The organism is Streptomyces sp. NPDC126499 (genome assembly GCF_040302485.1).
Classification (GTDB): domain Bacteria; phylum Actinomycetota; class Actinomycetes; order Streptomycetales; family Streptomycetaceae; genus Streptomyces.
In genome coordinates, this window is record NZ_JBEOUO010000026.1 from 76,852 (window position 1) to 100,074 (window position 23,223).

Annotated in this window: 19 protein-coding genes, 1 tRNA gene and 1 pseudogene; 10 read left to right on the forward strand and 11 right to left on the reverse strand. The window is 74.7% G+C overall.

Annotation, left to right across the window (positions count from 1 at the left end; all coding sequences use genetic code 11):
• Position 1 precedes the first annotated feature (1 nt).
• The 4 genes and pseudogenes from ABTZ91_RS29155 to ABTZ91_RS29170 form a co-directional block, all read right to left on the reverse strand.
• Positions 2 to 988, reverse strand: a pseudogene (locus ABTZ91_RS29155) (serine/threonine-protein kinase); the annotation flags it as partial.
• A gap of 265 nt (positions 989 to 1,253) precedes the next feature.
• Positions 1,254 to 3,530 (reverse strand): serine/threonine-protein kinase, encoded by a 2,277-nt coding sequence (locus ABTZ91_RS29160; RefSeq protein ID WP_352080199.1) that lies wholly within the window; start codon positions 3,528 to 3,530, stop codon positions 1,254 to 1,256.
• Positions 3,531 to 3,538: 8 nt separating this feature from the next.
• The gene (locus tag ABTZ91_RS29165; protein ID WP_352080200.1) at positions 3,539 to 4,630 is read right to left on the reverse strand and encodes a serine/threonine protein kinase; all 1,092 of its coding nucleotides are present in this window, start codon (positions 4,628 to 4,630) and stop codon (positions 3,539 to 3,541) included.
• 153 nt (positions 4,631 to 4,783) lie between these two features.
• Positions 4,784 to 4,858, reverse strand: a tRNA-Cys gene (locus ABTZ91_RS29170).
• Between the two features lie 235 nt (positions 4,859 to 5,093).
• On the opposite strand from ABTZ91_RS29170, the gene ABTZ91_RS29175 reads away from it, so the two are divergent.
• The 5 genes from ABTZ91_RS29175 to ABTZ91_RS29195 all read left to right on the forward strand — a co-directional run bounded on the left by ABTZ91_RS29175 (position 5,094) and on the right by ABTZ91_RS29195 (position 10,545).
• A complete protein-coding gene (locus tag ABTZ91_RS29175; RefSeq protein ID WP_352080201.1) occupies positions 5,094 to 6,569 on the forward strand; it encodes an MFS transporter in 1,476 nt (491 codons plus the stop codon).
• A 491-nt stretch (positions 6,570 to 7,060) separates the two neighbouring features.
• The gene (locus ABTZ91_RS29180) at positions 7,061 to 7,255 is read left to right on the forward strand and encodes a hypothetical protein (protein ID WP_352080202.1); all 195 of its coding nucleotides are present in this window, start codon (positions 7,061 to 7,063) and stop codon (positions 7,253 to 7,255) included.
• Positions 7,252 to 7,635, forward strand: coding sequence for a type II toxin-antitoxin system death-on-curing family toxin (locus ABTZ91_RS29185; RefSeq protein ID WP_352080203.1), 384 nt, complete (start codon positions 7,252 to 7,254; stop codon positions 7,633 to 7,635). Before ABTZ91_RS29180 ends, ABTZ91_RS29185 begins: the two co-directional genes overlap by 4 nt.
• Positions 7,636 to 7,740: 105 nt before the next feature.
• Entirely contained in the window at positions 7,741 to 9,534 is a 1,794-nt protein-coding gene (locus tag ABTZ91_RS29190) for a DEAD/DEAH box helicase (RefSeq protein ID WP_352080222.1), read from the forward strand.
• A gap of 369 nt (positions 9,535 to 9,903) precedes the next feature.
• The gene (locus ABTZ91_RS29195; RefSeq protein WP_352080204.1) at positions 9,904 to 10,545 is read left to right on the forward strand and encodes a helix-turn-helix domain-containing protein; all 642 of its coding nucleotides are present in this window, start codon (positions 9,904 to 9,906) and stop codon (positions 10,543 to 10,545) included.
• Between the two features lie 202 nt (positions 10,546 to 10,747).
• Here ABTZ91_RS29195 and ABTZ91_RS29200 read toward each other — a convergent pair whose 3' ends face one another.
• Entirely contained in the window at positions 10,748 to 11,734 is a 987-nt protein-coding gene (locus ABTZ91_RS29200; RefSeq protein ID WP_352080205.1) for a helix-turn-helix domain-containing protein, read from the reverse strand.
• Positions 11,735 to 11,820: 86 nt separating this feature from the next.
• Between ABTZ91_RS29200 and ABTZ91_RS29205 the strand changes: the two genes are divergently transcribed.
• Positions 11,821 to 12,933, forward strand: a complete 1,113-nt coding sequence (locus ABTZ91_RS29205) for an alpha/beta fold hydrolase (RefSeq protein WP_352080206.1) — start codon at positions 11,821 to 11,823, stop codon at positions 12,931 to 12,933.
• Between the two features lie 53 nt (positions 12,934 to 12,986).
• Positions 12,987 to 13,790, forward strand: a complete 804-nt coding sequence (locus tag ABTZ91_RS29210; RefSeq protein WP_352080207.1) for a hypothetical protein — start codon at positions 12,987 to 12,989, stop codon at positions 13,788 to 13,790.
• Here the strand turns inward: ABTZ91_RS29210 and ABTZ91_RS29215 are convergent.
• The 4 genes from ABTZ91_RS29215 to ABTZ91_RS29230 form a co-directional block, all read right to left on the reverse strand.
• Positions 13,723 to 15,168: an MFS transporter gene (locus tag ABTZ91_RS29215; protein WP_352080208.1), complete on the reverse strand. Its 1,446-nt coding sequence runs from the start codon at positions 15,166 to 15,168 to the stop codon at positions 13,723 to 13,725. The genes ABTZ91_RS29210 and ABTZ91_RS29215 overlap by 68 nt on opposite strands.
• A gap of 74 nt (positions 15,169 to 15,242) precedes the next feature.
• Positions 15,243 to 15,416, reverse strand: a complete 174-nt coding sequence (locus tag ABTZ91_RS29220) for a hypothetical protein (RefSeq protein ID WP_352080209.1) — start codon at positions 15,414 to 15,416, stop codon at positions 15,243 to 15,245.
• Positions 15,417 to 15,453: 37 nt separating this feature from the next.
• Positions 15,454 to 16,191 carry a winged helix-turn-helix domain-containing protein gene (locus tag ABTZ91_RS29225; RefSeq protein ID WP_352080210.1) on the reverse strand — a complete coding sequence of 246 codons (738 nt, stop codon included), beginning with the start codon at positions 16,189 to 16,191 and terminating at the stop codon, positions 15,454 to 15,456.
• A 109-nt stretch (positions 16,192 to 16,300) separates the two neighbouring features.
• Entirely contained in the window at positions 16,301 to 16,783 is a 483-nt protein-coding gene (locus ABTZ91_RS29230; protein ID WP_352080211.1) for an Lrp/AsnC family transcriptional regulator, read from the reverse strand.
• 121 nt (positions 16,784 to 16,904) lie between these two features.
• On the opposite strand from ABTZ91_RS29230, the gene hppD reads away from it, so the two are divergent.
• The gene (hppD, locus tag ABTZ91_RS29235) at positions 16,905 to 18,050 is read left to right on the forward strand and encodes a 4-hydroxyphenylpyruvate dioxygenase (RefSeq protein WP_352080212.1); all 1,146 of its coding nucleotides are present in this window, start codon (positions 16,905 to 16,907) and stop codon (positions 18,048 to 18,050) included.
• Positions 18,051 to 18,684: 634 nt separating this feature from the next.
• On the opposite strand, the gene ABTZ91_RS29240 is transcribed toward hppD, so the two are convergent.
• On the reverse strand, positions 18,685 to 20,103 hold the full coding sequence (locus ABTZ91_RS29240; RefSeq protein ID WP_352080213.1) for a hypothetical protein: 1,419 nt from the start codon (positions 20,101 to 20,103) through the stop codon (positions 18,685 to 18,687).
• 97 nt (positions 20,104 to 20,200) lie between these two features.
• On the opposite strand from ABTZ91_RS29240, the gene ABTZ91_RS29245 reads away from it, so the two are divergent.
• Positions 20,201 to 21,622, forward strand: coding sequence for an FAD-linked oxidase C-terminal domain-containing protein (locus ABTZ91_RS29245; RefSeq protein WP_352080214.1), 1,422 nt, complete (start codon positions 20,201 to 20,203; stop codon positions 21,620 to 21,622).
• A gap of 229 nt (positions 21,623 to 21,851) precedes the next feature.
• Here the strand turns inward: ABTZ91_RS29245 and ABTZ91_RS29250 are convergent, their stop codons facing one another.
• On the reverse strand, positions 21,852 to 22,343 hold the full coding sequence (locus ABTZ91_RS29250) for an SsgA family sporulation/cell division regulator (RefSeq protein ID WP_352080215.1): 492 nt from the start codon (positions 22,341 to 22,343) through the stop codon (positions 21,852 to 21,854).
• A gap of 297 nt (positions 22,344 to 22,640) precedes the next feature.
• On the opposite strand from ABTZ91_RS29250, the gene ABTZ91_RS29255 reads away from it, so the two are divergent.
• Positions 22,641 to 23,223, forward strand: a 583-nt coding sequence (locus tag ABTZ91_RS29255; RefSeq protein WP_352080216.1) for a DUF2510 domain-containing protein, incomplete at its 3' end; no start/stop codon positions are given.

Consider the following 23,223-nt stretch of genomic DNA (forward strand, 5'->3'; position numbering starts at 1 on the left):
CGTACGCCGCCGAACCGCCGCCGACCGCCAGGACCGCGCCGCCCGTCACCAGCGCCGTGAGGAAGCGGCGCCGGGGCGCCCCGGTGGAGCGGGGCAGGCCCGGGACGGCGACGAGGCGGGCCGTCGCCGCCTCCCGGCGGGCGATGTCGTCGGCCAGCGGCCCCCTGCGCCAGGCCCGGTCGGCACCCTTGGGCGGCGTGACGGCCGCCGCGATCTGCGCCGGGGCCGGCCGCAGCGCCGGATCCTTCGCCAGGCAGGGCGTGATCAGCGGCTGCAGCGACGGTGGCACCAGGCTCAGGTCCGGGTGACCGTGCACCACCTCGTACTGCACGGCCGCCACATGCGCCGCGTCGAAGGCGCGGCGGCCGCTCGACGCGAAGACCAGCACCGCGCCCAGCGAGAAGACGTCCGAGGCCGGCCCGACCCGCCGGCCGAGGACCTGCTCCGGGGCCCCATACCCGGGCGTGACCGGTATCTGGCCGGTCGTCGTCAGGGTCAGGCCGTGCTCGGGCCGGGCGATGCCGAAGTCGATGACCCGCGGACCGGACGAGGTCAGCACGATGTTCGCGGGCTTCAGGTCCCGGTGCACCAGGCCCGCCGCGTGGATGTCGTGGAGGGTCCGGGACAGGAAGTGGCCCAGGGCGCGCACCGTGGGCTCGTCCATCGGCCCGTACGTACGCACCGCCTCGTCCAGCGTCGGCCCGGCGAGGAACTCGGCCGCGATCCACGGCCGTCCGCCCTCCGTCTGCGCGCCGAGGACCCGCGCCACGCCCTTGCTGGTGACCGCGCGGGCCATCTCGGCCTCGCGGACGAAGCGCTGGGCGAGCCCCTGGTCGTGGGCGAGTTCGGGGCGCAGGACCTTCACGGCGGCGGTGCCGCCGGAGCCGTCGTGGCCGAAGTAGACCTTGCCCATGCCGCCCTCGCCGAGGACGCCGAGGAGCCGGTACGGGCCGAGGCGGAGGGGATCTCCGGTGGAGAGCGGGTTCACGGGGGCGGTGGGTCCTTTCACTGGGCGGGGGCCGGGCGGGTGCGCCGCCGACGTCGAGGCGGCGGGCCCGCCGGGCGCCCGGCAGGGCGGGTGCGCCGCTGTGCGGGGGCCGGGCGGGTCCGCTGGGCGCCGGCGGGGTGGTGCTGCCGGGCGTCGGCCGGGCGGGCGCGCCGTACGTCGACAGCGCGGCGGGTGCGCCGCCGGGTGGAGGCGCGGCGGGTCCCTGCCGTCCCCTGCTCCGCGGCCGGGTCCTTCACCGCGTCCTTCACTGTGCGGCGAACTGCGTCACGCGGCCGCCCCCCACGCCGTAGAACCACTTGTCGCCCGAGGAGGCCAGGCGGGCGGCGGCGCTCGACAGGGTCTGGACGTAGCGGCGCGTCTCCAGGTCGACGACGCCGACGCCGCGCTGGTTCACCAGGCACAGGAGGGTGGAGCCGGCGACCGGCGGCGCTTCGAGACCGGGCGTGCCGCCGGCGGACACGTCGGCCTCCCACAGGCGCCGGCCCCGCCGGGCGTCGACGGCGACCAGGGTGCGGGTGCCCTCGACCGCGTACACCACGCCGTCGTGGACGAGCGGTGCTCCGTAGTGCCGCCGCTGCGGCTGGAGATCGCCGTACGGGCGCCCGTAGCCGAAGTTCCAGATCTCCCGCCCGTCCGTGATCCGGATCGCGTGCAGGAACCGTGCACCGACGTAGAGGTGCGTGCCGTCCTCCGCGACCTCGGCGCCGTTGACGGGCGGACGCAGGAACGCCCCGGAGGCCTCCGGGACGACAGTGCGCCACAGGACCTTGCCGGTGCGGGTGTCGTAGGCGGTCAGGGTCATGTCGTTGGTGGCCTGACCGACGATCAGGCGGGTGCCGACCGCCCGCGCGAAGTACACGTTGAAGTCGTGCCCCGGCTCCGACTCCTTGATCGGCACGCGCCAGCGCTCACGGCCGGTGGCGGTGTCGAGGGCGATCAGGACCCAGTCGTACGTACCGCTGCCCGCGCCCGGTCCGCGGCGGTTGACGGCCAGGTAGAGGGTGCCGTCGCTCGCGTGGAGCATCTTCGCCAGGCCGGACACCCACGGGTACCTGAAGTCCTTGAGCACGGCGACCTCGCGCAGCTCACGGCCGGTGTCGGGTTCGAGGGCGCGGACGGTGAGCCCGTTGGACTCGTCCTCGACCAGGCCGTACACGGTCTTCCGGTCCGCCGCGACCTGGTCCTCGTGGAGGAGCTTGGGGTCGGTCCACTCGAAGCCGCCCGGGGCGGCGCGCAGGCCCTTGAGGCCGTTTCCGGTCATCATGATCACGGCCGCGTCCAGCAGGATCGGCGGGGCGGAACCGGGCGCGCCCGCCGCCTCCTTGAACCAGGCCCTGCGCAGCGGGCCGCTCTCGTCGGCCGTGCCGGAGGAGGCGGACGTGGACGGCGTACCGGATCCCTTGCCGTTCGGCGAGGTGCCGCCGTCCCCTCGGCCCGGCCCCAGCCAGGCCCATCCGCCCGCGCCCAGCGCGGCGAGTCCCAGCACCGATCCGCCGCCGGTGAGCAGCAGTCTGCGGCGCGAGAGACCGGAGGCGGTGGAGGAGGGGGCGGAGGCGGACCGGCCGCCGGGCGTCCCGGCCGGAACGGTCGGCGCGTAGGGGTCCTCCGCCGGGGCGGGGAGCCGGGGCGGGAGCGGGTGCCACACGTCGGTGGCGCGGCGGGCGATCGCGGCGAGCAGCGGAGCCGGCAGGTGGTCGGCGAACTCGCCGTGGCCGTCGTGGAGTTCTCGGATCAGGGTGGCGGTCGTCGGGCGGGCCGCCGGATCCTTGGCGAGGCAGGCGGTCAGCAGCGGGCGCAGGGACGGCGGCAGGGCGGCCAGGGCCTCGGGGTCCGGGTCGGCGTAGCGGACCCGGTAGAGGAGGTCGGCCGGGGCGCCGCCGCCGAAGGGGGCGCGGCCGGTCGCCGCGAAGACCAGGACGCCCGCGAGGGCGAACACGTCGCCCGCGGGCGGGTGTTCCTGGCCCGAGGCCTGCTCCGGCGACATGAAGGCGGGGGTGCCGGCCGCCGCACCGGTGGTGGTGAGGCGGTCGTCGCCGGCCGCGCGGGCGATACCGAAGTCGATCACCTTCGGGCCGTGGGCGGTGATGAGGATGTTGGACGGCTTCAGGTCGCGGTGGACCACGTCCGAGGAGTGCAGCTGCCGGAGCGCCCCGGCGAGCGCGGCGCCGACCGCGCGGACCGTCGGCTCGGGAAGGGGGCCCGCGAGGGCGACGGCGTCGTCGAGCGGCGGGCCGAGCACGTACTCGGTGGCCAGCCACGGGGTCTCGGCGAGCGGGTCCGCGTCGAAGACGGCCGCGCCGTGGCGGTCGCCGATGATGCGGGCCGCGTCCGTCTCCAGCCGGAAGCGGGTGCGGAAGGCCGGGTCGGCGGCCAGCCGCGCGTGCAGGGTCTTCAGCGCGACGGTACGGCCGCCGGGCGAGCGGGCCAGATAGACCGTACCCATGCCGCCGGCCCCGAGCCGGGCGAGCAGGCGGTAGGAGGCGATGGCCGACGGGTCGTCGTGGGTGAGGGGGGAGAGCATCGGTTCGGTCAGTTCCCGGGATGGACGGGGGAGACGCCGGGGAAGTCGGCGGGGGCGGGGGCGGTAGGCGCGGGGGCATGAGGGGTGCCGGCGGGGGTGCTGGTGGGAGCGGCGGTCGGGGTGGCACCGGCCGGGGAGTCGGCGGGGGAAGCGGCACGAGGGGTGGCACCGGCGGCGTGCGGGAACGCGGCGGGGGAAGCGGCGCCCGCGGCGGCGCCCGCGGGGGCGGTCGCGGGGGCGGTCGCGGGCAGGTCGGCCGCGAGGAGGGTCGCGGACTGGCGGGCGAGGGCCGCCACCACCCGGTGCGGCAGCCAGCCCGGCGTCAGCAGCGAGGCCGCCGAGCCGAGCACCGTCGCGTGCGGCGTGGGCGGCGCCAGGGCCGGGAGCAGGGCGGCGGCGGTCGGGCGGTCGGCCGGTTCGCGGGCCAGACAGCCGGTGATCGTCGCACGCAGGGCGGGTGGCAGCTCCGAACGCTCCGGGACGGTGTGGCCGGTGGCCGCGTACGCGAGCACGGCCCCGAGCCCGTACACGTCACCCGGCGGCCGCGGCACCCCGCCCGTCGCCCGCTCCGGCGCCTGCGCCTCCCGGTCCACCCGGTCGGTGACGCGGCCCGCGCCGAAGCAGGTGAGCCGGGGGCCGTCGGCCGTGAGCAGGACGGCGGCCGGGGACACGCCCGCGTGCGTCGCACCCTGCGCGTGCAAAGCCGCCAGGGTCTCGGCCAGCGCGGCGCCGATCACCCGCACCGCCTCCTCGGGCAGCGGTCCGCCGTGCACGGCCAGGGCGACGGGAAGGGGCAGCGCGGGGACGTACGGACCGGCACAGGCCGGAGCACCGGCGCCGTCCCGGGCCCCCGCGGCTCCCACGACGTCCAGGGTCGCCATGACCTCGGTGACCGGCAGCGTCCACGGGGCGGGCAACCGCTGGGCCGCCTCCGCCTCCTGACGGAAGAGCGCCGGGTCGGTGCCGGTGTGGGGGACGGTGAGCAGCACCGTACGGTCGTCGGCCGACTCCCTGGCGACGAAGCGGCGGTACGGGGGTGAGGGGACGGATCCCGGCGGGTCCAGACGCGTGATGAGCCGGTACGACAGCGGCCGTTCCATGTGCGAATCCCCCCTGATCGTCCGCATGAGCAGGGAGAGCCTACTCAAGCGACGATCAGGACGATCAAGGGGAGACCGACGGCGACCGACGGAGAGCGGGGGCGACCGATGGAGACCGAGGGGGAGGCCGCGGTGGGCGCACCGGGCCGGGCGTGGAGACCGTGATCGGATTCGAACCGACGTCACTCGCTTTGCAGGCGAGCCCCTGAACCACTCGGGCACACGGTCGGGGTGGGTGTCGTGCTGCTGTGCTGCTCTGCTGTTGCGCTGCTGTGCTGCTGACGAGAAAGACGTTAGGCGCGGGTGGGGCGGGGGTTCAACGGTTCGCCGGGGGCCGCAACACGACTGCCATACGCCTGCCATACGGCGTTCACGGCGGGCGGTGGTCGTACGACCGACGGGGGAGGCCGCATACGCCTCACGACAGGGGCCAAAAGCGGATACGGCCCTTACTCTGGTGGCTATGAGCGCCCTCGAACCCCGCGATGCCGACATCGCCCAACCTCCGCCCGCTTCCGCCGCCGACACACGCGCCGGCGGCGGATCCGTGCTCGACCGGGCGCACCGGGCGCTCAGCATCGGCGTCGTCTCCGTCGTCCTGCTCGTCGCCTTCGAGGCCACCGCCGTCGGCACGGCCATGCCCGTCGCCGCCCGCGAACTCGACGGCGTCTCGCTCTACGCCTTCGCCTTCTCCGCCTACTTCACCACCAGCCTCTTCGGCATGGTCCTGGCCGGCCAGTGGTCCGACCGCGGCGGGCCGCTCGGCCCGCTCGCCGTCGGCATGAGCTGCTTCGCCGCCGGGCTGCTGCTCTCGGGGACGGCGGGCGCGATGTGGCTGTTCATCCTCGGCCGGGCCGTCCAGGGGCTCGGCGGCGGGCTGGTGATCGTCGCGCTGTACGTGGTCATCAGCCGCGCGTACGAGGAGCACCTCAGGCCCGCGATCATGGCGGCGTTCGCGGCGAGCTGGGTCGTGCCCTCGGTGGTCGGGCCGCTCGCCTCCGGCACCATCACCGAGCACCTGGGCTGGCGCTGGGTCTTCGTCGGGATCCCCGCCCTGGTCGTCTTCCCGCTCGCCCTCGCCCTGCCCGCCATCCGGCGCACGGCCTCCGGGCCCGCCGACCCCGACGCCCCGGTGGCGCCGTGGGACCGGAGGCGGATCCGGCTCGCCTTCGGCATCTCCGCGGGCGTCGCGCTGCTCCAGTACGCCGGGCAGGAGCTGCGCTGGCTCTCCCTCCTCCCCGCCGCCGTCGGCGCGGCCCTGCTCGTCCCCGCCGTGCGCGGCCTGCTCCCGCGCGGCACCTACCGGGCGGCGCGCGGGCTGCCCTCCGTGGTGCTGCTGCGGGGGGTGGCCGCCGGCTCGTTCATCGCGGCCGAGTCCTTCGTGCCGCTGATGCTGGTCACCCAGCGCGGGCTGACCCCGACGCTCGCCGGGCTCTCGCTCGCCGTCGGCGGCCTGACCTGGGCGCTCGGCTCCTGGGTCCAGTCCCGGCCGGTCACCGAGCCGTACCGGGAGCGGCTCGTCGTCGTCGGCATGGTCCTCGTCGCCACCGCCATCGCGGCGGCGCCCACCGTGCTGCTCACGGCCGTGCCGGTGTGGGTGGTCGCGGCGGCCTGGGCCTGGGGGTGCTTCGGCATGGGCATGGTCATCTCCTCCACCAGCGTGCTGCTGCTCAAGCTCTCCGCGCCCGAGGAGACCGGCGCGAACTCCGCCGCCCTCCAGATCTCGGACGGTCTCTCCAACGTCTTCCTCCTCGCCCTCGGCGGCGCGGCCTTCGCCGCCCTCGGCGGCGGCACCGTCGGCCACGCCACGGCCACCGCCACCACCGCCGCGACCGCCTCCCACCCGGCCGCCTTCGCGGCGGTCTTCCTGCCGATGGCGGGCGTGGCGGCGGTGGGGGCGTGGGTGGCGACGCGACTGGGGGAGCGGGGCCGGGGGTAACGGGCGGGGCCCCTCCGGGTGCGGTGCCTGCGGCGGGGACCCGGCGGGGCGCCGGTCGTGCCTGCGGCTGCACCGGCGCGCCACGGCGGTCCGTGCGGGCCTGCGCCCCGCGCCCGTGCGGGCCATGTCCCGCCCGTGTGGGCATTCGTCCCGCTGTGGGGGTCCCCCCCAGGGCGAAGCCCTGGGGGGAGGGACGGGTGGGCGCACGGGACGGCGCCCTTGCGGGCGCGTTCCGCACCTGTGCCTGCCCGCACCACGGCGGCGCTGCCCTCGTGGTGCGGGTCAGGAACCGGGAGCCTAGGCCCGGCTAGGGGCGCCGTTCCGTTGTGCCCACCCGTTCCGCCCCAGCCGAACGAATGCCCACAACGGCGGGGCGAAGGCCCCGCACCCGGAGGCGCCCCGCGTCCGCCCGCCCCCGCCACCCGCCCGCAGGGCCCCGCGCCCCCGAAAACCCCTCGCCCCGTCCTCACCCCCCTCCCTAAAGTCCCCCCATGCCCACCACCCCCGTCACCCTCCCCGTCAGCGACGAGCTCGCCGACCTCGCCGATGCCGTCGGCGTCTGTGTCGAGGAGCTCGTCGGCGAGGCCGTACAGCGGCACATCTCGCTCGAGGCGACCCTCGTGCGGCAGCACGCCCTGCGCCTCGCGCTGCGGCACCAGGAGCTTCTGAAGCGGCTCGGCGCATGAGCGGGGTGCGGTTTCTCACCGTCGCCGAGGTGACGGAGATCGCGCGGATCGGGTTCACCGGGGACGGGGTGCCGGAGCTGCGGGTGCCCGGGCTGCTGGAGTCGGCCGTGCACCGGCCGCGCGCGCGGATGTTCGGGCAGAGCGCGTACGGGGACCTGTACGAGCAGGCCGCCGTGCTGCTGCACGCCCTCGCGTCGAACCATCCGTTCGTCGACGGGAACAAGCGCGCCGCATGGCTGTCGGCGGCCGTGTTCCTCGCCGTCAACGGTGTCGATCTCGCAGACGTCGACCAGGACCGGGCATACGCCCTGGTCATCGCCGTCGCGGGCGGCGAGCTCACGGACATAGGGGACATCGCGGGGCGTTTGCGAGCTCTGTGAGGACTCTCTCACGCCGGGGCGGCACGGACTCGTGCGTACCGGGTCGCCGCCACCGCACCGGTAAGGTGGCCCGGTTGTCATATCTGGACGAGCGTCGAACCGGAGATCGTGACTACTACCACCGCCTCCTCCCACCACCTCTCTCCCGCCTTCCCCGGCCGCGCCCCCTGGGGCACCGCCAACAAGCTGCGAGCCTGGCAGCAGGGCGCGATGGAGAAGTACATCCAGGAGCAGCCTCGTGACTTCCTCGCGGTCGCCACGCCCGGCGCCGGCAAGACCACCTTCGCGCTGACCCTCGCGTCCTGGCTGCTGCACCACCACGTGGTGCAGCAGATCACCGTCGTCGCGCCCACCGAGCACCTGAAGAAGCAGTGGGCGGCGGCCGCGGCGCGGATAGGGATCAAGCTGGATCCCGACTACAGCGCCGGGCCGCTCAGCAAGGAGTACGACGGCATCGCCATCACGTACGCCGGCGTCGGCGTACGGCCCATGCTCCACCGCAACCGCAGCGAACAGCGCAAGACCCTCGTCATCCTCGACGAGATCCACCACGCCGGAGACTCCAAGTCCTGGGGCGAGGCCTGCCTGGAGGCCTTCGAGCCCGCCACCCGCCGGCTCGCCCTCACCGGCACGCCCTTCCGCTCCGACACCAACCCCATCCCCTTCGTCACGTACGAGGAGGGGAACGACGGGATCCGCAGGTCGGCCGCGGACTACACGTACGGCTACGGCAACGCCCTCGGCGACGGCGTCGTCCGCCCCGTCATCTTCCTCTCCTACAGCGGCAACATGCGCTGGCGCACCAAGGCGGGCGACGAGATCGCCGCCCGGCTCGGCGAGCCCATGACCAAGGACGCCATCTCCCAGGCCTGGCGCACCGCCCTCGACCCGCGCGGCGACTGGATGCCCAACGTGCTGCGCGCCGCCGACCAGCGGCTGACCGAGGTTCGCAAGTCCATCCCCGACGCGGGCGGCCTCGTCATCGCCTCCGACCAGGACTCCGCCCGCGCGTACGCCAAGCTGATCCGGGAGATCACCGGCACCAAGGCCACGCTCGTCCTCTCCGACGACGCCGGTGCCTCCGGCCGGATCGACGAGTTCAGCGGCAGCACCGACCGCTGGATGGTCGCGGTCCGGATGGTGTCGGAGGGCGTCGACGTGCCCCGGCTCGCGGTCGGCGTGTACGCGACGACGATCTCCACGCCGCTGTTCTTCGCGCAGGCCGTCGGCCGCTTCGTACGATCCCGCAGGCGCGGCGAGACCGCGTCCGTGTTCCTTCCCACCATCCCGAGCCTGCTCGGCTTCGCCAGCGAGATGGAGGTCGAGCGCGACCACGTCCTCGACCGGCCGAAGAAGGAGGGCGAGGAGGACCCGTACGCCGAGTCCGAGAAGGAGATGGCGGAGGCCGAGAAGCAGCAGGACGAGGACACCGGGGAGCAGGACATGCTGCCCTTCGAGGCCCTGGAGTCCGACGCCGTCTTCGACCGGGTCCTCTACAACGCCGCCGAGTTCGGCATGCAGGCCCACCCCGGCAGCGAGGAGGAGCAGGACTACCTCGGGATCCCCGGGCTCCTCGAACCCGACCAGGTGCAGCTGCTCCTCCAGAAGCGGCAGGCCCGGCAGATCGCGCACAGCCGCAAGAAGCCGGACAGCGAGGCCGACCTCCTGGAGCTTCCGGCGGAACGGCGTCCCGTCGTTTCGCACAAGGAACTCCTCGAACTGCGCAAGCAGCTCAACACGATGGTCGGCGCGTACGTGCACCAGAGCGGCAAGCCGCACGGCGTGATCCACACCGAGCTGCGCCGGGTGTGCGGCGGGCCGCCGAGCGCGGAGGCGACCGCCGGGCAGATCCGCGAGCGGATCAAGAAGGTGCAGGAGTGGGCCACCCGCATGCGGTGAGGTGACCCGGAGGAACGGCCCGAGGCCCGTGCGCACACCGCGTACGGGCCTCGGGCCGTTCCGCGCCAGGAGGGCGGCGCGGGCAGGGCGGGGCAGCCGGTCTTGTCCGTCAAAGTCCCCCGTTCGGCCGACTTAGGTCCCGAACCGCCCAGATCAGGTCGCAGGCGCCCGGATTCTGGACGAGGTCTTCCGCTCAGCGGAGCAGGTCGCTACTGTCCCGGCTCAAGCAAACGCCCCGTGGCAGCGCCGCCGCGGAGCGCAGCCGGTGTACCCCGTCCTGCCGGCGGCCTCTGACGTGCGTCGCCGATGGGACCGGTGCCGCAGCTTCCGTTGGAGTCCGTTGTCACTCACTCCGAAGGAGAGGGCGTCGTGACCGCGGAGACCTCCCAGACGCTCGACCGGGGACTTCGAGTCCTCAAACTGCTCGCCGACACCGACCACGGCCTGACCGTCACCGAGTTGTCCAACCGACTCGGTGTGAACAGGACCGTCGTCTACCGACTGCTCGCCACGCTGGAACAGCACGCCCTCGTCCGCCGGGACCTCGGCGGCCGTGCCAGGGTGGGCCTCGGCGTGCTCCGGCTCGGCCGGCAGGTTCACCCGCTGGTGCGGGAGGCGGCGCTGCCCGCGCTGCGCTCGCTCGCCGAGGACATCGGCGCGACCGCGCACCTGACCCTCGTCGACGGGGCGGAGGCACTCGCCGTCGCCGTCGTCGAACCGACCTGGACCGACTACCACGTGGCCTACCGGGCCGGCTTCCGCCACCCGCTGGACCGCGGGGCGGCCGGCCGCGCGATCCTCGCCGCCCGGCAGGGCGAACTCATCGAACCGGGCTTCACCCTCACCCACGGCGAACTGGAGGCGGGCGCGAGCGGCGCCGCCGCCCCCCTGGTCGGCGTGACCGGCATCGAGGGCAGCGTCGGCGTCGTCATGCTGGCGGACGCGGTGCCGGAACGAGTGGGCCCGCGGGTCGTCGACGCGGCGAGGGAGGTCGCCGACGCGCTGCGCTAGGGCGCGCGGCGGCGAGGAGGGGCGGTACGGGTACGCGTACGGCTCCGGGCTCCCGGCTAGGGGTGCCGGGGCGACAGGGGTACGGCTCCGGGCGCCGGGGCGGCAGGGGTACGGGTACGGCTCCGAGCTCAGGGCTCCGGGGCGGCGGGGGCACGGGTGCGCGTACGGCTCCGGGTGCCGGGGCGGTTGCCGCTGCGGTGCGTCACGCGCCAGGGGTGGGGCCGCTCGCTTCCGTCATGAGGGTGCCCAGGGCCGTGCGTTCGTGGGTGACGGATCTGCCGGTTCGTCTCGTGGCGACCAGGCCCGCTGCCCGCAGGGCGGCCGTGTGGGCGGAGGCCGTCGCGTTGCTGACGTTCAGGGCGCGGGCCAGGGTCGTCGTGGTGTGGGGCGTGGCGAGGAGGTGGAGGAGGGCGGTGCGGGTGCGGCCCAGGACGGGGGGCGGGGGCTCGTCAGGGGGTGCGGGAGTGGTGTCCGGGGCGGGCGGGAGCGCGGGGCCCGCCGGGTAGGTGAGGACGACGGGGCGCCCGGGGAGGTCCTGGAGGAGCGGGCCCGACGGGTGGTGGAAGGTCGGCAGGAGGACGAGGCCCCGGCCGGTGAGCTCGACCTCGCGGGACGGCGGGCCCGGCCACTCCCACACGCCCGCGTGGAGCCGGCTGCCCGGGGCCAGGGCGGTCAGGGCGGCGGCCACGCCGTGTTCGGCGACCGCCAGGGCGTGCCGGGCGAACTCCTCGCGGTGCAGGTCCTGCACCCGGGCCCAGACAGGGGCGAGAACCGTCTCGTACGCGGCCCGCTGCGCCCTGCCTACCGTCTGCCAGGACGCCTCCTCGCCCGCGTGCAGGCCCTGGATCCACCGGGGAGCGGGCCCGGCCCCGGCCCCGTACACCTTCTCCAGCTCGGAGCGGACGAGCGCCGGGGCGGTCGCGCGGATCCGTTCGAAGGCGTCGGGGAGGGTGTCGCCGAGGACGTCGAGGAAGGACGGCGGGCGGCCCGCCGGCACCAGGTCGGCGAGCGGCCCGGCGGCCGCCGGCAGGGCGCGCAGCACCCGGCCGCGCCAGCGGCCGAGCAGCGGCGGACCGGGGCGGGGCACGACGGCGGTCGCAAGGGCCGCGTGGAGCTCCTGCAGCGGCGCGGGCCGGGGCGCGAACCGGACCCGGGCGAGATCGTCCGCCGTGAAGTGGATCCGCAGCACCCGCACAACTCCTCGCCTCGCGCCAGCCTTTCGGGCAGGGCCTGAACCTTCGCGCGGGCCCCCGCCCCGCCCCAAGGATGCCCGGTATGACAGCGAAACCCGCCCTCGGTCGCCGCACCCTCGCCCAGGCCGCCCTGTTCGGCGCCGCCGCCGCGCTGCTGCCGGCGACCACCGCGACCACCGCCACCGCCCACGCCCGTCCCCAGCCCCTGCTCCGGCTGCCCGCGCCGACCGGCCCGCATCCCGTGGGCCTGCGCACCGTCCACCTCATCGACCACTCCCGTACCGACCCCTGGGTCGGCGGCGCACGGGAGCTGATGCTCACCGTCCTGTACCCGGCCCGCACCGTGCGCGGCTGTCGGCGCGCCCCGCAGCTCACCCCGGACGAGGCCGCGCTCTTCGCCGATCTCGCACCCCTCGTCCGGCCGGGGCTTCCGGGGCCGGGAGCGGTGGACTGGGGCGCCGTCCTCACCCACGGTCACGTCGGGGCGCCCGCCCTGCCGGGGCGGCGGCCGGTGCTGCTGTACACCCCGGGCGGCGGCGACTCGCGCACCCTCGGCACGAGCCTCGCCGAGGACCTGGCCAGCCACGGCCGGGTCGTCGTCCTCGTCGACCACCCCGGCGACGCGACCCAGGTGGAACTGCCCACCGGCATGCGGCCCACCGTCCTGCTCGGGCCGCCGAGCCCGGAGACCTTCCGCACCATGATCGACACCCGGATCGCGGACCTCCGCCACGTCCTCGACCGGCTCGGCGAACTGCCCCTGGCCCCGGTCATGGACCGGCGCCGGATCGGTGTGATCGGGCACTCGGCGGGCGGCACGGCCGCCGTGTACGCGGCGCACGCCGACCGCCGGATCCGGGCCGTGGCCAACCTGGAGGGCTATCTCGACCTGACGCCCCTCGACGGCTTCGACCGGCCGCTGCTGCTCTTGCGCACCGACGGCTTCGACGGCGCCCCCCGCGTCGAGAGCTCCTGGGCCGGGCTGCCCGGCCGCCGCGCCCTGCTCACCGGCGCGAACCACTGGGCGTTCACGGACTACGCGGCGTTCGTCCCCCGGCTCCAGGCCGCCGGGCTGGTGACGGCCGCCGCCCGGGCCGCCCTCGTCGGTCCCGGTGACGGGGACGCGGCGATGGCATCGGTACGGCGCCGGGTGGGCGGCTTCTTCGCCCGCGCCCTGCCCCGCCCCCTGCCGTAGGGCGCGCGCGGGCCGTACGGAGGGCGTGGGCGGCCGCCCAGTAGATTGGGGGCGTGTTCTCCCGTCTCGCCGGTCTCCCGCGCCACCGTGCCCTCGCGCTCTGCGCCCTGCCCGTCGTCGCGCTGTTCGCCGTCGCCGGGCTCGCACCGCTGCCGTACACGATCGCCCAGCCCGGCTCGACCGCCGACGTGCTCGGCAAGGACAAGGGCCGCGAGGTGATCACCGTCTCCGGCGTCCCGGTCCGCCCGACCGAGGGCCAGCTGAGGATGACGACGATCGTGGCGACCGGGCCGTCCGAGCCCATCGACCTCGGAGAGGTCACCGAGGCATGGTTCCGCACCGACCGGGCGGTTCTGCCGAAGTCCTCCGTCTATCCGTCGGGCAAGTCCGACGAGGAGATCGAGAAGCGCAACCTCGGGCAGATGAGGCAGTCGCAGGACGCGGCGACCCTCGCCGCCCTCGGCTATCTGAAGCTGGACCCGAAGAAGGTGAAGGTCCGGCTGCACCTCGCCGACATCGGCGGCCCCAGCGCCGGACTGCTGTTCTCACTCGGCATCGTCGACAAGATCGCCGGGGACGGCGACGGCGGTGAGCTCACCGGCGGCCGGATCGTCGCCGGTACGGGCACGATCGAGCCGGACGGGACGGTCGGCGCCGTCGGCGGGGTCTCCCTGAAGACGCAGGCCGCCGCCCGCGACGGCGCCACCGTGTTCCTGGTGCCGAAGGCCGAGTGCTCCCAGGCACAGGCGGAGCGGCCGGAGGGGCTGCGGCTCGTCCCGGTGACCGCCCTCAACGACGCGGTGTCGTCTCTTCGCGCCCTGGAGCAGGGACAGGAGTCGAAGGTCCCGAGCTGCTAGAGCTGCTGGAGCTGCTACAGCCGCCGGAGCCGCCGGGGCTGCTAGAGCCGCTGGAGCCGTCGGAGCCGTCGGAGCCGCTCGAGCCGCCGGTGAGCGGCCCGGTCGTCGGGCCGCCGACGGCCGCCTTCGCCGGGGCCGGGGCGTCCAGCCCCCGCCAGACCGGGAACAGCAGCGGTGACAGGGTCGCCAGGACGAACGCCCCGCCCACCGTGAGCAGCGCCGCCGTGATGCCCACGCTCTCGACCAGCAGGCCGGCGGCCAGGCCGCCGAGCGGCGTGGTGAGCAGCACGGCGGCCGAGCTGGCGCCGCCGACGCGGCTGCGCAGTCCCTCCGGCACCACCTCGTAGAAGGCGGTGGTGAGGATCGGGTTGAGCACCCCGGCGCCGAGTCCGCCGAGCGCCGCCGCCACGAGCATCGGCGGGACGGTGTCGGTGAAGGCGGCGGTGAGGATGGGCGCGCCGGATATCAGGAAGCCGGCGGTGAAGACCGGCCGGCGCGGGAAGCGGTGGCCCGCCACGCCGTAGAGCAGGGCGCCGGCGAGGGCGCTGCCGCCGAAGACGGCGACCAGCAGACCCTGCGCGGCCGAGCCGCCGAGCTCCTCGCGGGCGTGGATCGGCAGCAGCACCGCGCTCCAGCTGAGGGCGAGCCCGTTGGTGACCATCACCATGAGGTCGACGGCGAGCAGGAGCCGGGTGCGCAGCAGGAAGGAATAGCCCTCGCGCAGGTCGGCGCGGTAGGTGGCGAGGTTGAGCTTCGGCGCGTGGCGCGGGCGTTCGGCCGCCGGTACGCCGCGCAGGGTCATGAGGACGAGCAGGGACGAGAGCAGGAAGGTGGCGGCGTCGACGTACAGCACGGTGTCGGCGCCGATCAGAGCCACGAGCAGGCCGCCGACGGCCGCGCCGGTCATGCGGGCGCCGCGCGAGACGGCGTCGTAGAGGCTCGCGACGCGGGAGAGCGGGGTCCCGGCCCGCTCGGCGAGGTCGGGGACGAGGACGTGGCGCGCGGTCTCGCCGGGCGCGTGGAACAGTCCGGTGACGGCCATGAGCGCGCACAGCATCCAGAACTGCAGGAGCCCGGCCCGGTTGAGCAGGGGGATCGCGACGAGGGCGAGGGCGCAGACGAGGTCGGAGAGGACGGAGACCCGGCGCCGGCCGACCCGGTCGATGACGGGGCCGCCGGCGAGGGCGGAGACGACGACGGGTGCGGCCGCGCAGAAGGCGACGAGCCCCGCCTTGCCGGGGCTTCCGGTGGTCTCCAGGGCGAACCACGGCACGCCGATCAGGGTGAGCGAATTGCCGCTGATGGAGATGGCGTTGGCGGCCAGGACGCCGGCCAGTGGTGTGCGTGAGCGGATGCGTGTGCGGGTGCGTGAGCGCACGGTGGTCCCCCCGGTTTCGTTCGGTGCGCGGTGTTTCGGTGCGCGGAGCTCAAAGCTCGGTGCTCGGAGCTCGGTCAGGCGGCGGCGTGGGCGGTGCGGGGGCCGGGTGCGGCGAGCCTGAGGCCGAACTCGACGAGGGTCCACCCCAGTTGGACGCGGAGCGGGGTGGCGGGTACGGATGCGGCGGCGGCCCGTCGGAGTTCGGCGGCGGTCAGGGCGTGCAGGGTGAGGTGGATGTCGGGGTGCATGGACGGGGCCCTTCCGGTCGGATCCGTCGGTGCTCGGTCAGTTCGCGCCGTGCTGGGGGAAGGCGTGCAGGTGCATCCGGACCCGCTGGACGCCGGGGGCGTCGGGGTCCTCCACCGCGTGGTACTCGTCGATCAGGGCGTGTATCCGCTCGTTGAGCTCGCGCTGCCGCGCGGGGGACAGGTGCAGCGTGAAGTCGCTGATGTCGGAGGCGCCGTTCCACTCGTCGATCCACTGGTGGCGGTTGCCGAGGAAGGTGTGGAGCTCCTGGGTGTGGATGTTCGCGATCTCGTAGAGGAAGACCTCGACCGCGCCCTGCACCTCGGGGTCCGGGTTGGCGTGCAGCGACTCGTCGATGGCGGTGCCCTGCTGGGCCGCCTTCCACCAGCGCTCCCGGCCCTTGCCGCGCTCGGGGTCGTCCTCGACGAAGCCGTGGGCGGCGAGCTGGCGCAGGTGGTAGCTGGTGGCGCCGCTGGACTCGCCGAGCCGCTCGGCGAGCTGGGAGGCCGTGGCGGGCCCGTGGTGGCGCAGGGCGCGCAACAGCTGGATGCGCAGCGGGTGGGCGAGGCCGCGCAGCGACCGGGGGTCGAGCACCCGGGGCGGGGGCGGCGCGGACCGGGCCTCGGACCGGCCTTCGGGCCGGGATTCGGACCGCGCCTCGGACCTGGCTTCGGACCGCGCCTCGGATCCCGCCTCGGACAGGGGCTCGGGTCGGGCCTCGGTTTCCGCCGCGGACCGGGCCGCGGATGCGGCTTCGGGCTTGTGCTTCTCGGACATGACTCCACCGTAGAGTTGCAAAGCACTCTCTGCAAGGGATTTTTGCAGAGAGTGCTTTGCAACTCGTGATCGGACGGTCCGAGCGCTCGACTCCTGAAGGGCCCGAGGGCTATCGCGGCGGGTCCGGGTCCTGCGCGGCCTGTTCCACCAGCGGGATGATCCGCAGGGGGACCGGGTTCTCCATGACGATCGCCGTGGAGGCCCGGACGATGCCGTCGAAACCGACGACGCGGTCGATCACCCGCTGGAGATCGGCGTTGGAACGGGCCACGAGACGGCACAGCATGTCCCCGTGGCCGGTGGTGGTGTGCAGCTCCAGGACCTCCGGCACGGTCGCCAGATGCCCCCGTACGTCGGCGCCTTGGCCCTGTTTGATCTCCAGGGTCGCGAAGGCGGTGACGGGGTAGCCGAGGGCCGCCGGGTCGACCTGGGGGCCGAATCCGCGGATGACTCCGTTCGACTGAAGCCGGTCGAGCCGCGCCTGGACCGTGCCGCGCGCCACGCCGAGGCGGCGCGAGGCCTCCAGGACCCCGATCCGCGGCTCCTCGGCGAGGAGCACGATCAGCCGCCCGTCCAGATGATCGATCGCCACAGCGGCCTCCCGGTGGTCATGATGTACAAGTCGCACGCACATACTGGCGGGTCGCTGCACATATTGACCAGTGAAACAACAAACTATTGCGCAGCCTGCCGACCGGCGCGACGCTGCTCCCATGACTGAGACCATCGATCACACCCCCAGCACCGCGCGTGAGGCCGACCCCTTCCCGGTGAAGGGAATGGACGCGGTCGTCTTCGCCGTCGGCAATGCCAAGCAGGCCGCCCACTACTACTCCACGGCCTTCGGCATGAAGCTGGTCGCCTACTCCGGACCGGAGAACGGCAGCCGCGAGACCGCCAGTTACGTCCTCACCAACGGCTCCGCCCGTTTCGTGTTCACCTCCGTCATCAAGGCCACCAGCGACTGGGGCCGCTTCCTCGACGAGCACGTCGCCGCGCACGGCGACGGCGTCATCGACCTCGCCATCGAGGTGCCGGACGCGCGCGCCGCGTACGCCCACGCCGTCGAGCAGGGCGCCACCGGCCTCGTCGAGCCGTACGAGCTCAAGGACGAGCACGGCACCGTCGTCCTCGCCGCCATCGCCACGTACGGCAAGACCCGCCACACCCTCGTCGAGCGCTCCGGCTACGACGGCCCGTACCTCCCCGGCTACGTCGCCGCCAAGCCGATCGTCGAGCCGCCGGCCAAGCGCACCTTCCAGGCGATCGACCACTGCGTCGGCAACGTCGAGCTCGGCAAGATGAACGAGTGGGTCGCCTTCTACAACAACGTCATGGGCTTCACGAACATGAAGGAGTTCGTGGGCGACGACATCGCGACCGAGTACTCGGCGCTGATGTCGAAGGTCGTCGCCGACGGCACCAAGAAGGTGAAGTTCCCGATCAACGAGCCGGCGATCGCGAAGAAGAAGTCGCAGATCGACGAGTACCTCGAGTTCTACGGCGGCCCCGGCGTCCAGCACATCGCCCTCGCCACCAACGACATCGTGGCGACGGTGCGCGCCATGCGCGCCGCCGGTGTCGAGTTCCTGTCCGTCCCCGACGCGTACTACGACACGCTCGGCGAGTGGGTCGGCGACACCCGGGTCCCGATCGACGAGCTGCGCGAGCTGAAGATCCTGGCGGACCGCGACGAGGACGGCTACCTGCTGCAGATCTTCACCAAGCCGGTCCAGGACCGTCCGACGGTCTTCTTCGAGATGATCGAGCGGCACGGCTCGATGGGCTTCGGCAAGGGCAACTTCAAGGCGCTGTTCGAGGCGATCGAGCGCGAGCAGGAGAAGCGCGGCAACCTCTAGCCGCTCCCTCCTTCGATACGCGGGGCCCGGCCCGGGAGCCACCCTCCCGGCGCCGGGCCCCCGCCACGCCCCGGCCGCCCGCCGACCGCGCCCGGGGCACACCCCGGTGACACCCCGGGCGGGCAACGGGGGGCTCGCCCGGGGGCCGGGACTTGCCCTGAGGGGGTGGACGGGCCCGGCGAGCCTGCGCCCCGTCGCCCTCCCTTGGGCCTTCGCCTCGTCGCCTCCGTCCGTGCGGGTCGTCCCGGGCCCGTGAGGGCCGTGCCGCCCCGCGTCCCGCTTGGGGTCCCTCCAGGGCGAAGCCCCAGAGGAGGGACGGGTGGGCACACGGGACGGTGCCCTTGCGGGCGCGTTTCGCAGCGTGCGCCCTGGCCCGCACCACAAGGGCGCTGCCCTCGTGGTGCGGGTCAGGAACCGGGAGCCTGGGCCCGGCAAGGGGCGCCGTCCGTTGTGCCCACCCGTCCCGCCCCAGCGGGACGAATGCCCACAACGGGGGCGGGTGACAGCCCACAAGCCAGCGGCCCCGCACCCGCCGTCGGGGGCAGGCAACGCCGGCCGTCCGCCGGCCGCTGGTCGGCGCGCCCGATCAGCGGGGTGTCGGCCCGGCCCGCGCGCGGAGTGTGTCCGAACGGCGCTACGGGCTCTTCGGCGCACCAGCCGGTTTCGCGGGCTCCGGCTCCCCCGAGCCCGCCGGTCGTGCCGCGCCCGGCGGGGCGGTACCCGGCTCGCCGATCGCCTCCACCGCCTCCCTCGCCCGTGCCGCGAGGAGCGGGGAGAAGCGGGGGTTGGTGCGGAGGGCCTCCGCGAGGTGGCGGCGGGCGGGGCCGAAGGCGCCGAGGGCGCGTTCGATCTCGCCGCGGTGGTAGGCGAAGAGCGCGCTGCGCAGCCCCTCGTCCGTCGCCCGCTTCGCGTACTCCAGCCCCTCCTCCGACTCGCCCGACCGGTGCAGCGCCCACCCCAGCGCGTCCGCCACCTGCATCGAGCGGTGCCCCCGTGCCCACTCGGCGCGCAGCCGCCGCACCGCCGCCGCGGGGTCGCCGTGTTCCGCCTCCAGGAGGCCGAGGACCGCCTCCGAGCGCGGCCACCCGGCGGTCCGGGCCCGCTCGTACAGCGCCTGCGCCTCCCCGTCCCGGTCCAGCGCCTCGTACAGCTCGCCCGCCTCCAGGAAGTACTCCGGCAGCGGCAGCCGCTCCAGGGCCGCCCGCCAGTCGCGGACCGCCTCCGGCGTGCGGCCGAGGGCCGCGAGGGCCCGGGCGCGGCCCGCGAGCGACGGGGCGTGATCCCGTACGAGACCCAGCGCCGTCCCGTACTGCGCCAGCGCCTCCGCCGGCTCCCCCCGCTCCCACGCCAGGTCGCCCAGCCGGGCCAGGGCCGCCGCCTTCTCCGTCGGCGTCTCCGCGAGCGCCACCGCGTCCAGGGCCGCCGCGCCCGCGTCCTCGCGCCAGCCGCGGTCGCGGTACATCTGCGCCGAGCGGGTGCTGACCGCCGCGCCCGAGTGCAGCTCGGCCAGCGTCTCCGTCGCCTTCCGCGCCGCCTTGTAGTCGCCGAGGCCGTTGTACGCGTCGATCAGCACCGGGTACGCCGACCAGCGCTTCGGGTTCGCCTTGCGCACCCGCTCGCCCCACTCCTTCGCCGTCTTCCAGTCCCCGCGGGCGTTGGCCAGGGCCGCCATCCCCAGTTGGGCGTCCAGGTTGCCGCGCGCGGCCGGCCGCACCGCGAGCGAGCGCTTCAGGGCCTGCTCCGCGCGCGGGAGGTCCGCCGCGTCCGCGCGCCGCAGCCCCCGCTCCGTATAGGCGGCGCCGAGCACCGCCCATGACGCCTCGTCACCCGGATGGGCGCGCAGCCACGTCTCCCGGTCGGCGATCAGCGCGACCAGGTCCGGCAGGGCCGCCTGCGCCCCCGCGTTCGCCGCGTCCACCGCCCGCTCGGCGGGACCGGGCGCGGGCGGCGGCGTCCGGCCGACCAGCTCGGGCACGTACAGCAGCGCCGTCGCCGCGAGCACCGCGCCCACGCCGCAGGCGAGGACCGTCCTCGACACGTTCTCGGTCTTCATGGCGCTCACTGTGCGCCCGTGCGCGGCTGTACGAAGAGCGGACGAGCGCCCGCTCCGGCGGGTTCACACCGATGGCCCCGGGTGCCACGCTGGTCGTATGGACGATCTTCAGCAGAGCGATCCTCGCGCCGGCCTCCCGGCCGGGCTCCACCCGGCCCGGCTCCACCAGGCCCTCGCCGCCGGGCTGCCCGCCGAGGCCCTGATCACCGACCCCGACGTCATGGCCTCCTACGCCCACGACATGGCGAGCTTCTGCGCCGCCGGCACCCCCGCGGCCGTCGTGCTCCCGCGCACCGTCGAACAGGTGCGGCACGTCATGCACACCGCGACCGAGCTGCGCGTCCCGGTCGTCCCGCAGGGCGCCCGCACCGGTCTTTCCGGCGCCGCCAACGCCTCCGACGGCTGCATCGTCCTGTCGCTGGTCAGGATGGACCGCATCCTGGAGATCGACCCGGTGAACCGGATCGCCGTCGTCGAACCGGGCGTGGTCAACGCCGTGCTCTCCCGGGCCGTCGCCGAGCACGGCCTGTACTACCCGCCGGACCCCTCCAGCTGGGAGATGTGCACCATCGGCGGCAACATCGGCACCGCGTCCGGCGGCCTGTGCTGCGTGAAGTACGGGGTCACCGCCGAGTACGTGCTCGGTCTGGACGTCGTCCTCGCCGACGGGCGGCTGCTCAGGACCGGCCGGCGCACCGCCAAGGGCGTCGCCGGATACGACCTCACCCGCCTCTTCGTCGGATCCGAGGGCACGCTCGGCATCGTCGTCGGAGCGGTGCTCGCGCTCCGGCCGCAGCCGCCCGTCCAGCTCGCGCTCGCGGCCGAGTTCCCCACGGCGGAGGCCGCCTGTGCGGCCGTCTGCGCGATCATGGAGCGCGGCCACACTCCGTCGCTCCTCGAACTGATGGACGGCACCACCGTCCGGGCCGTCAACAAGCTGGCGCACATGGGTCTGCCCGACACCACCGAGGCGCTTCTGCTGTGCGCCTTCGACACCCCCGACCCGGCCGCCGATCTGGCCGCCGTGGGCGAGCTGTGCCGGGCCGCGGGTGCCACGGAGGTCGTACCGGCCGAGGACGCCGCCGAGTCCGAGCTCCTCCTCCAGGCACGCCGGCTCTCGCTCACCGCCCTGGAGACCATCAAGACGGCGACGATGATCGACGACGTGTGCGTGCCGCGCACCCGGCTCGCCGCGATGCTCTCGGGCACGGCGGCCATCGCCGCGAAGTACGGGCTGACGATCGGGGTCTGCGCGCACGCCGGCGACGGCAACACCCATCCCGTCGTCTGCTTCGACCACGCCGACGAGGACGAGTCCCGGCGGGCGCGGGAGTCCTTCGACGAGATCATGGCGCTCGGGCTCGAACTCGGCGGCACGATCACCGGCGAGCACGGGGTGGGCGTCCTGAAGAAGGAGTGGCTGGCGAGGGAGCTGGGGCCGGTGGGCGTGGAGCTGCAGCGCGGGATCAAGCAGACCTTCGACCCGCTGGGCCTGCTGAACCCCGGCAAGCTCTTCTGAAACCGGGTCAGGCGGGTGCGGAACCGAGCGGACCGCTCCCTGGCCGGGGCAGGCGCGTGCGAACCCGACCGGACCGCCCCCCTCGCCCGGTCAGGCGGGTGCGGACCCGACCAGGCCGCCCCCCTTGCCGGGTCAGGCGCGTGCGGGCCTGAGCGGACCGGCCCACTCGCCGGGTCACGTGCCGGTGGATCCGAGCGGACCGCCCCCCGACCCTGCCGGCGCCGGGACGTCACAGCTCGCCGTCGGTGGACTCGTCCGACGGCCACGGGTCGCGCAGCCACAGGTCGTCTCCCACGACCGTCGTGGCCAGCAGCTCGGCCAGCCCCTCGTCGATGCCGAGCTGCTCGGCCTCCGTGCCCGGCGGGACCGCCCGCAGGGTCCGCTCCAGCCAGGCGGACACCTGCGCGGACGGCGCCTCCAGGAGGGCGTCGCCGTCGGGGGAGGAGAGCGCCATCAGGATGACGTTGCGGCCGTCGACCTTCGTCGGCCAGATGCGGACGTCGCCGTGGCCGCAGGGCCGGAAGACACCCTCGACGAGGAGCTCGCGGGCGAACGTCCAGTTGACGGGGTGGTCGGAGCCGATGTGGAAGGTGATGTGGACGGCGTACGGGTCGTCCACCCGGTAGGCGAGCCGGGCCGGGACCGGGATCGAGCGCTCGGGGGAGAGCACCAGCCTCAGTTCCAGCTCGCGCTCGACGACGTTGTTCTCGGTGTTCTGCATGGTCCTGTCTCCCTGTGCGGTGGGGGCCCGTAAAGGGGCCTTCACAGGGAGAGAGCGGGCTCGGGCGGATCCATTACGCGACTTCGGGAAGTTTTTTCTGGAGAAATTCTGCGGGCCTGAGAATCACGCTGTGTGACGAAAGTGCGGAGGTGTCCCTCGAAGGCGGGCTTTCTGGTGGGCTCCTTGTCCGTGCGGCGGCGTTCTTCGTTACTGTCCTCCTTGGGCTCGGCGCGGTCGGTGCGGACGGTGCGCGGCCCGGGCGGATCAAAGGCGTTGTGACTGAACGGAGTCGGGGCAGTGGCTACTCCTCCTGGAGGCGGCGGAGAGGTACCGCAGGCGGGGTACTACCCGGACCCGTCCATTCCGGGTTACATCCGGTACTGGAACGGCGGTGCGTGGGTCCCCGGTACGAGTCGGCCGGCCCCCAAGGAGGGCGAGGCCCTGCCGGCCCCGCCGGTCGCCGTCGCCCCGCTCCTGGCCGCGAGCCCGGCCCCGGCGCCCTCGGTGCCGGCCGTTCCCGCGGTCGAGGAGACGGGCCCGGTCTTCCTCGACGAGGACCCGGAACCGGCGACCCCGGACCCCGCCCCTGCCCAGGACCCCGCCCCGGCGACGCCGTCGGCCGCCCCGCAGGAGCCCGCCTCCGCCTGGCAGGCGACCACGGACCGCCAGACCGGCTTCGGCGGCGAACGCGACCAGAAGGTGTCGTGGGGCGGCACCCCGGACCCGCGCGCCGCATGGCCCGCCGCCGGCGCCACCGCCGCGCCGGCGGACGGCTCCGGTACGGCGAGCCCCGAGCGCCCGGCAGCAGGCGAGGCCGCGGCCCCGGCCCCCGCCCCGGCCCCGGTGCAGGCGAACTCCGCGGCCCCGGCCCCAGATCGGA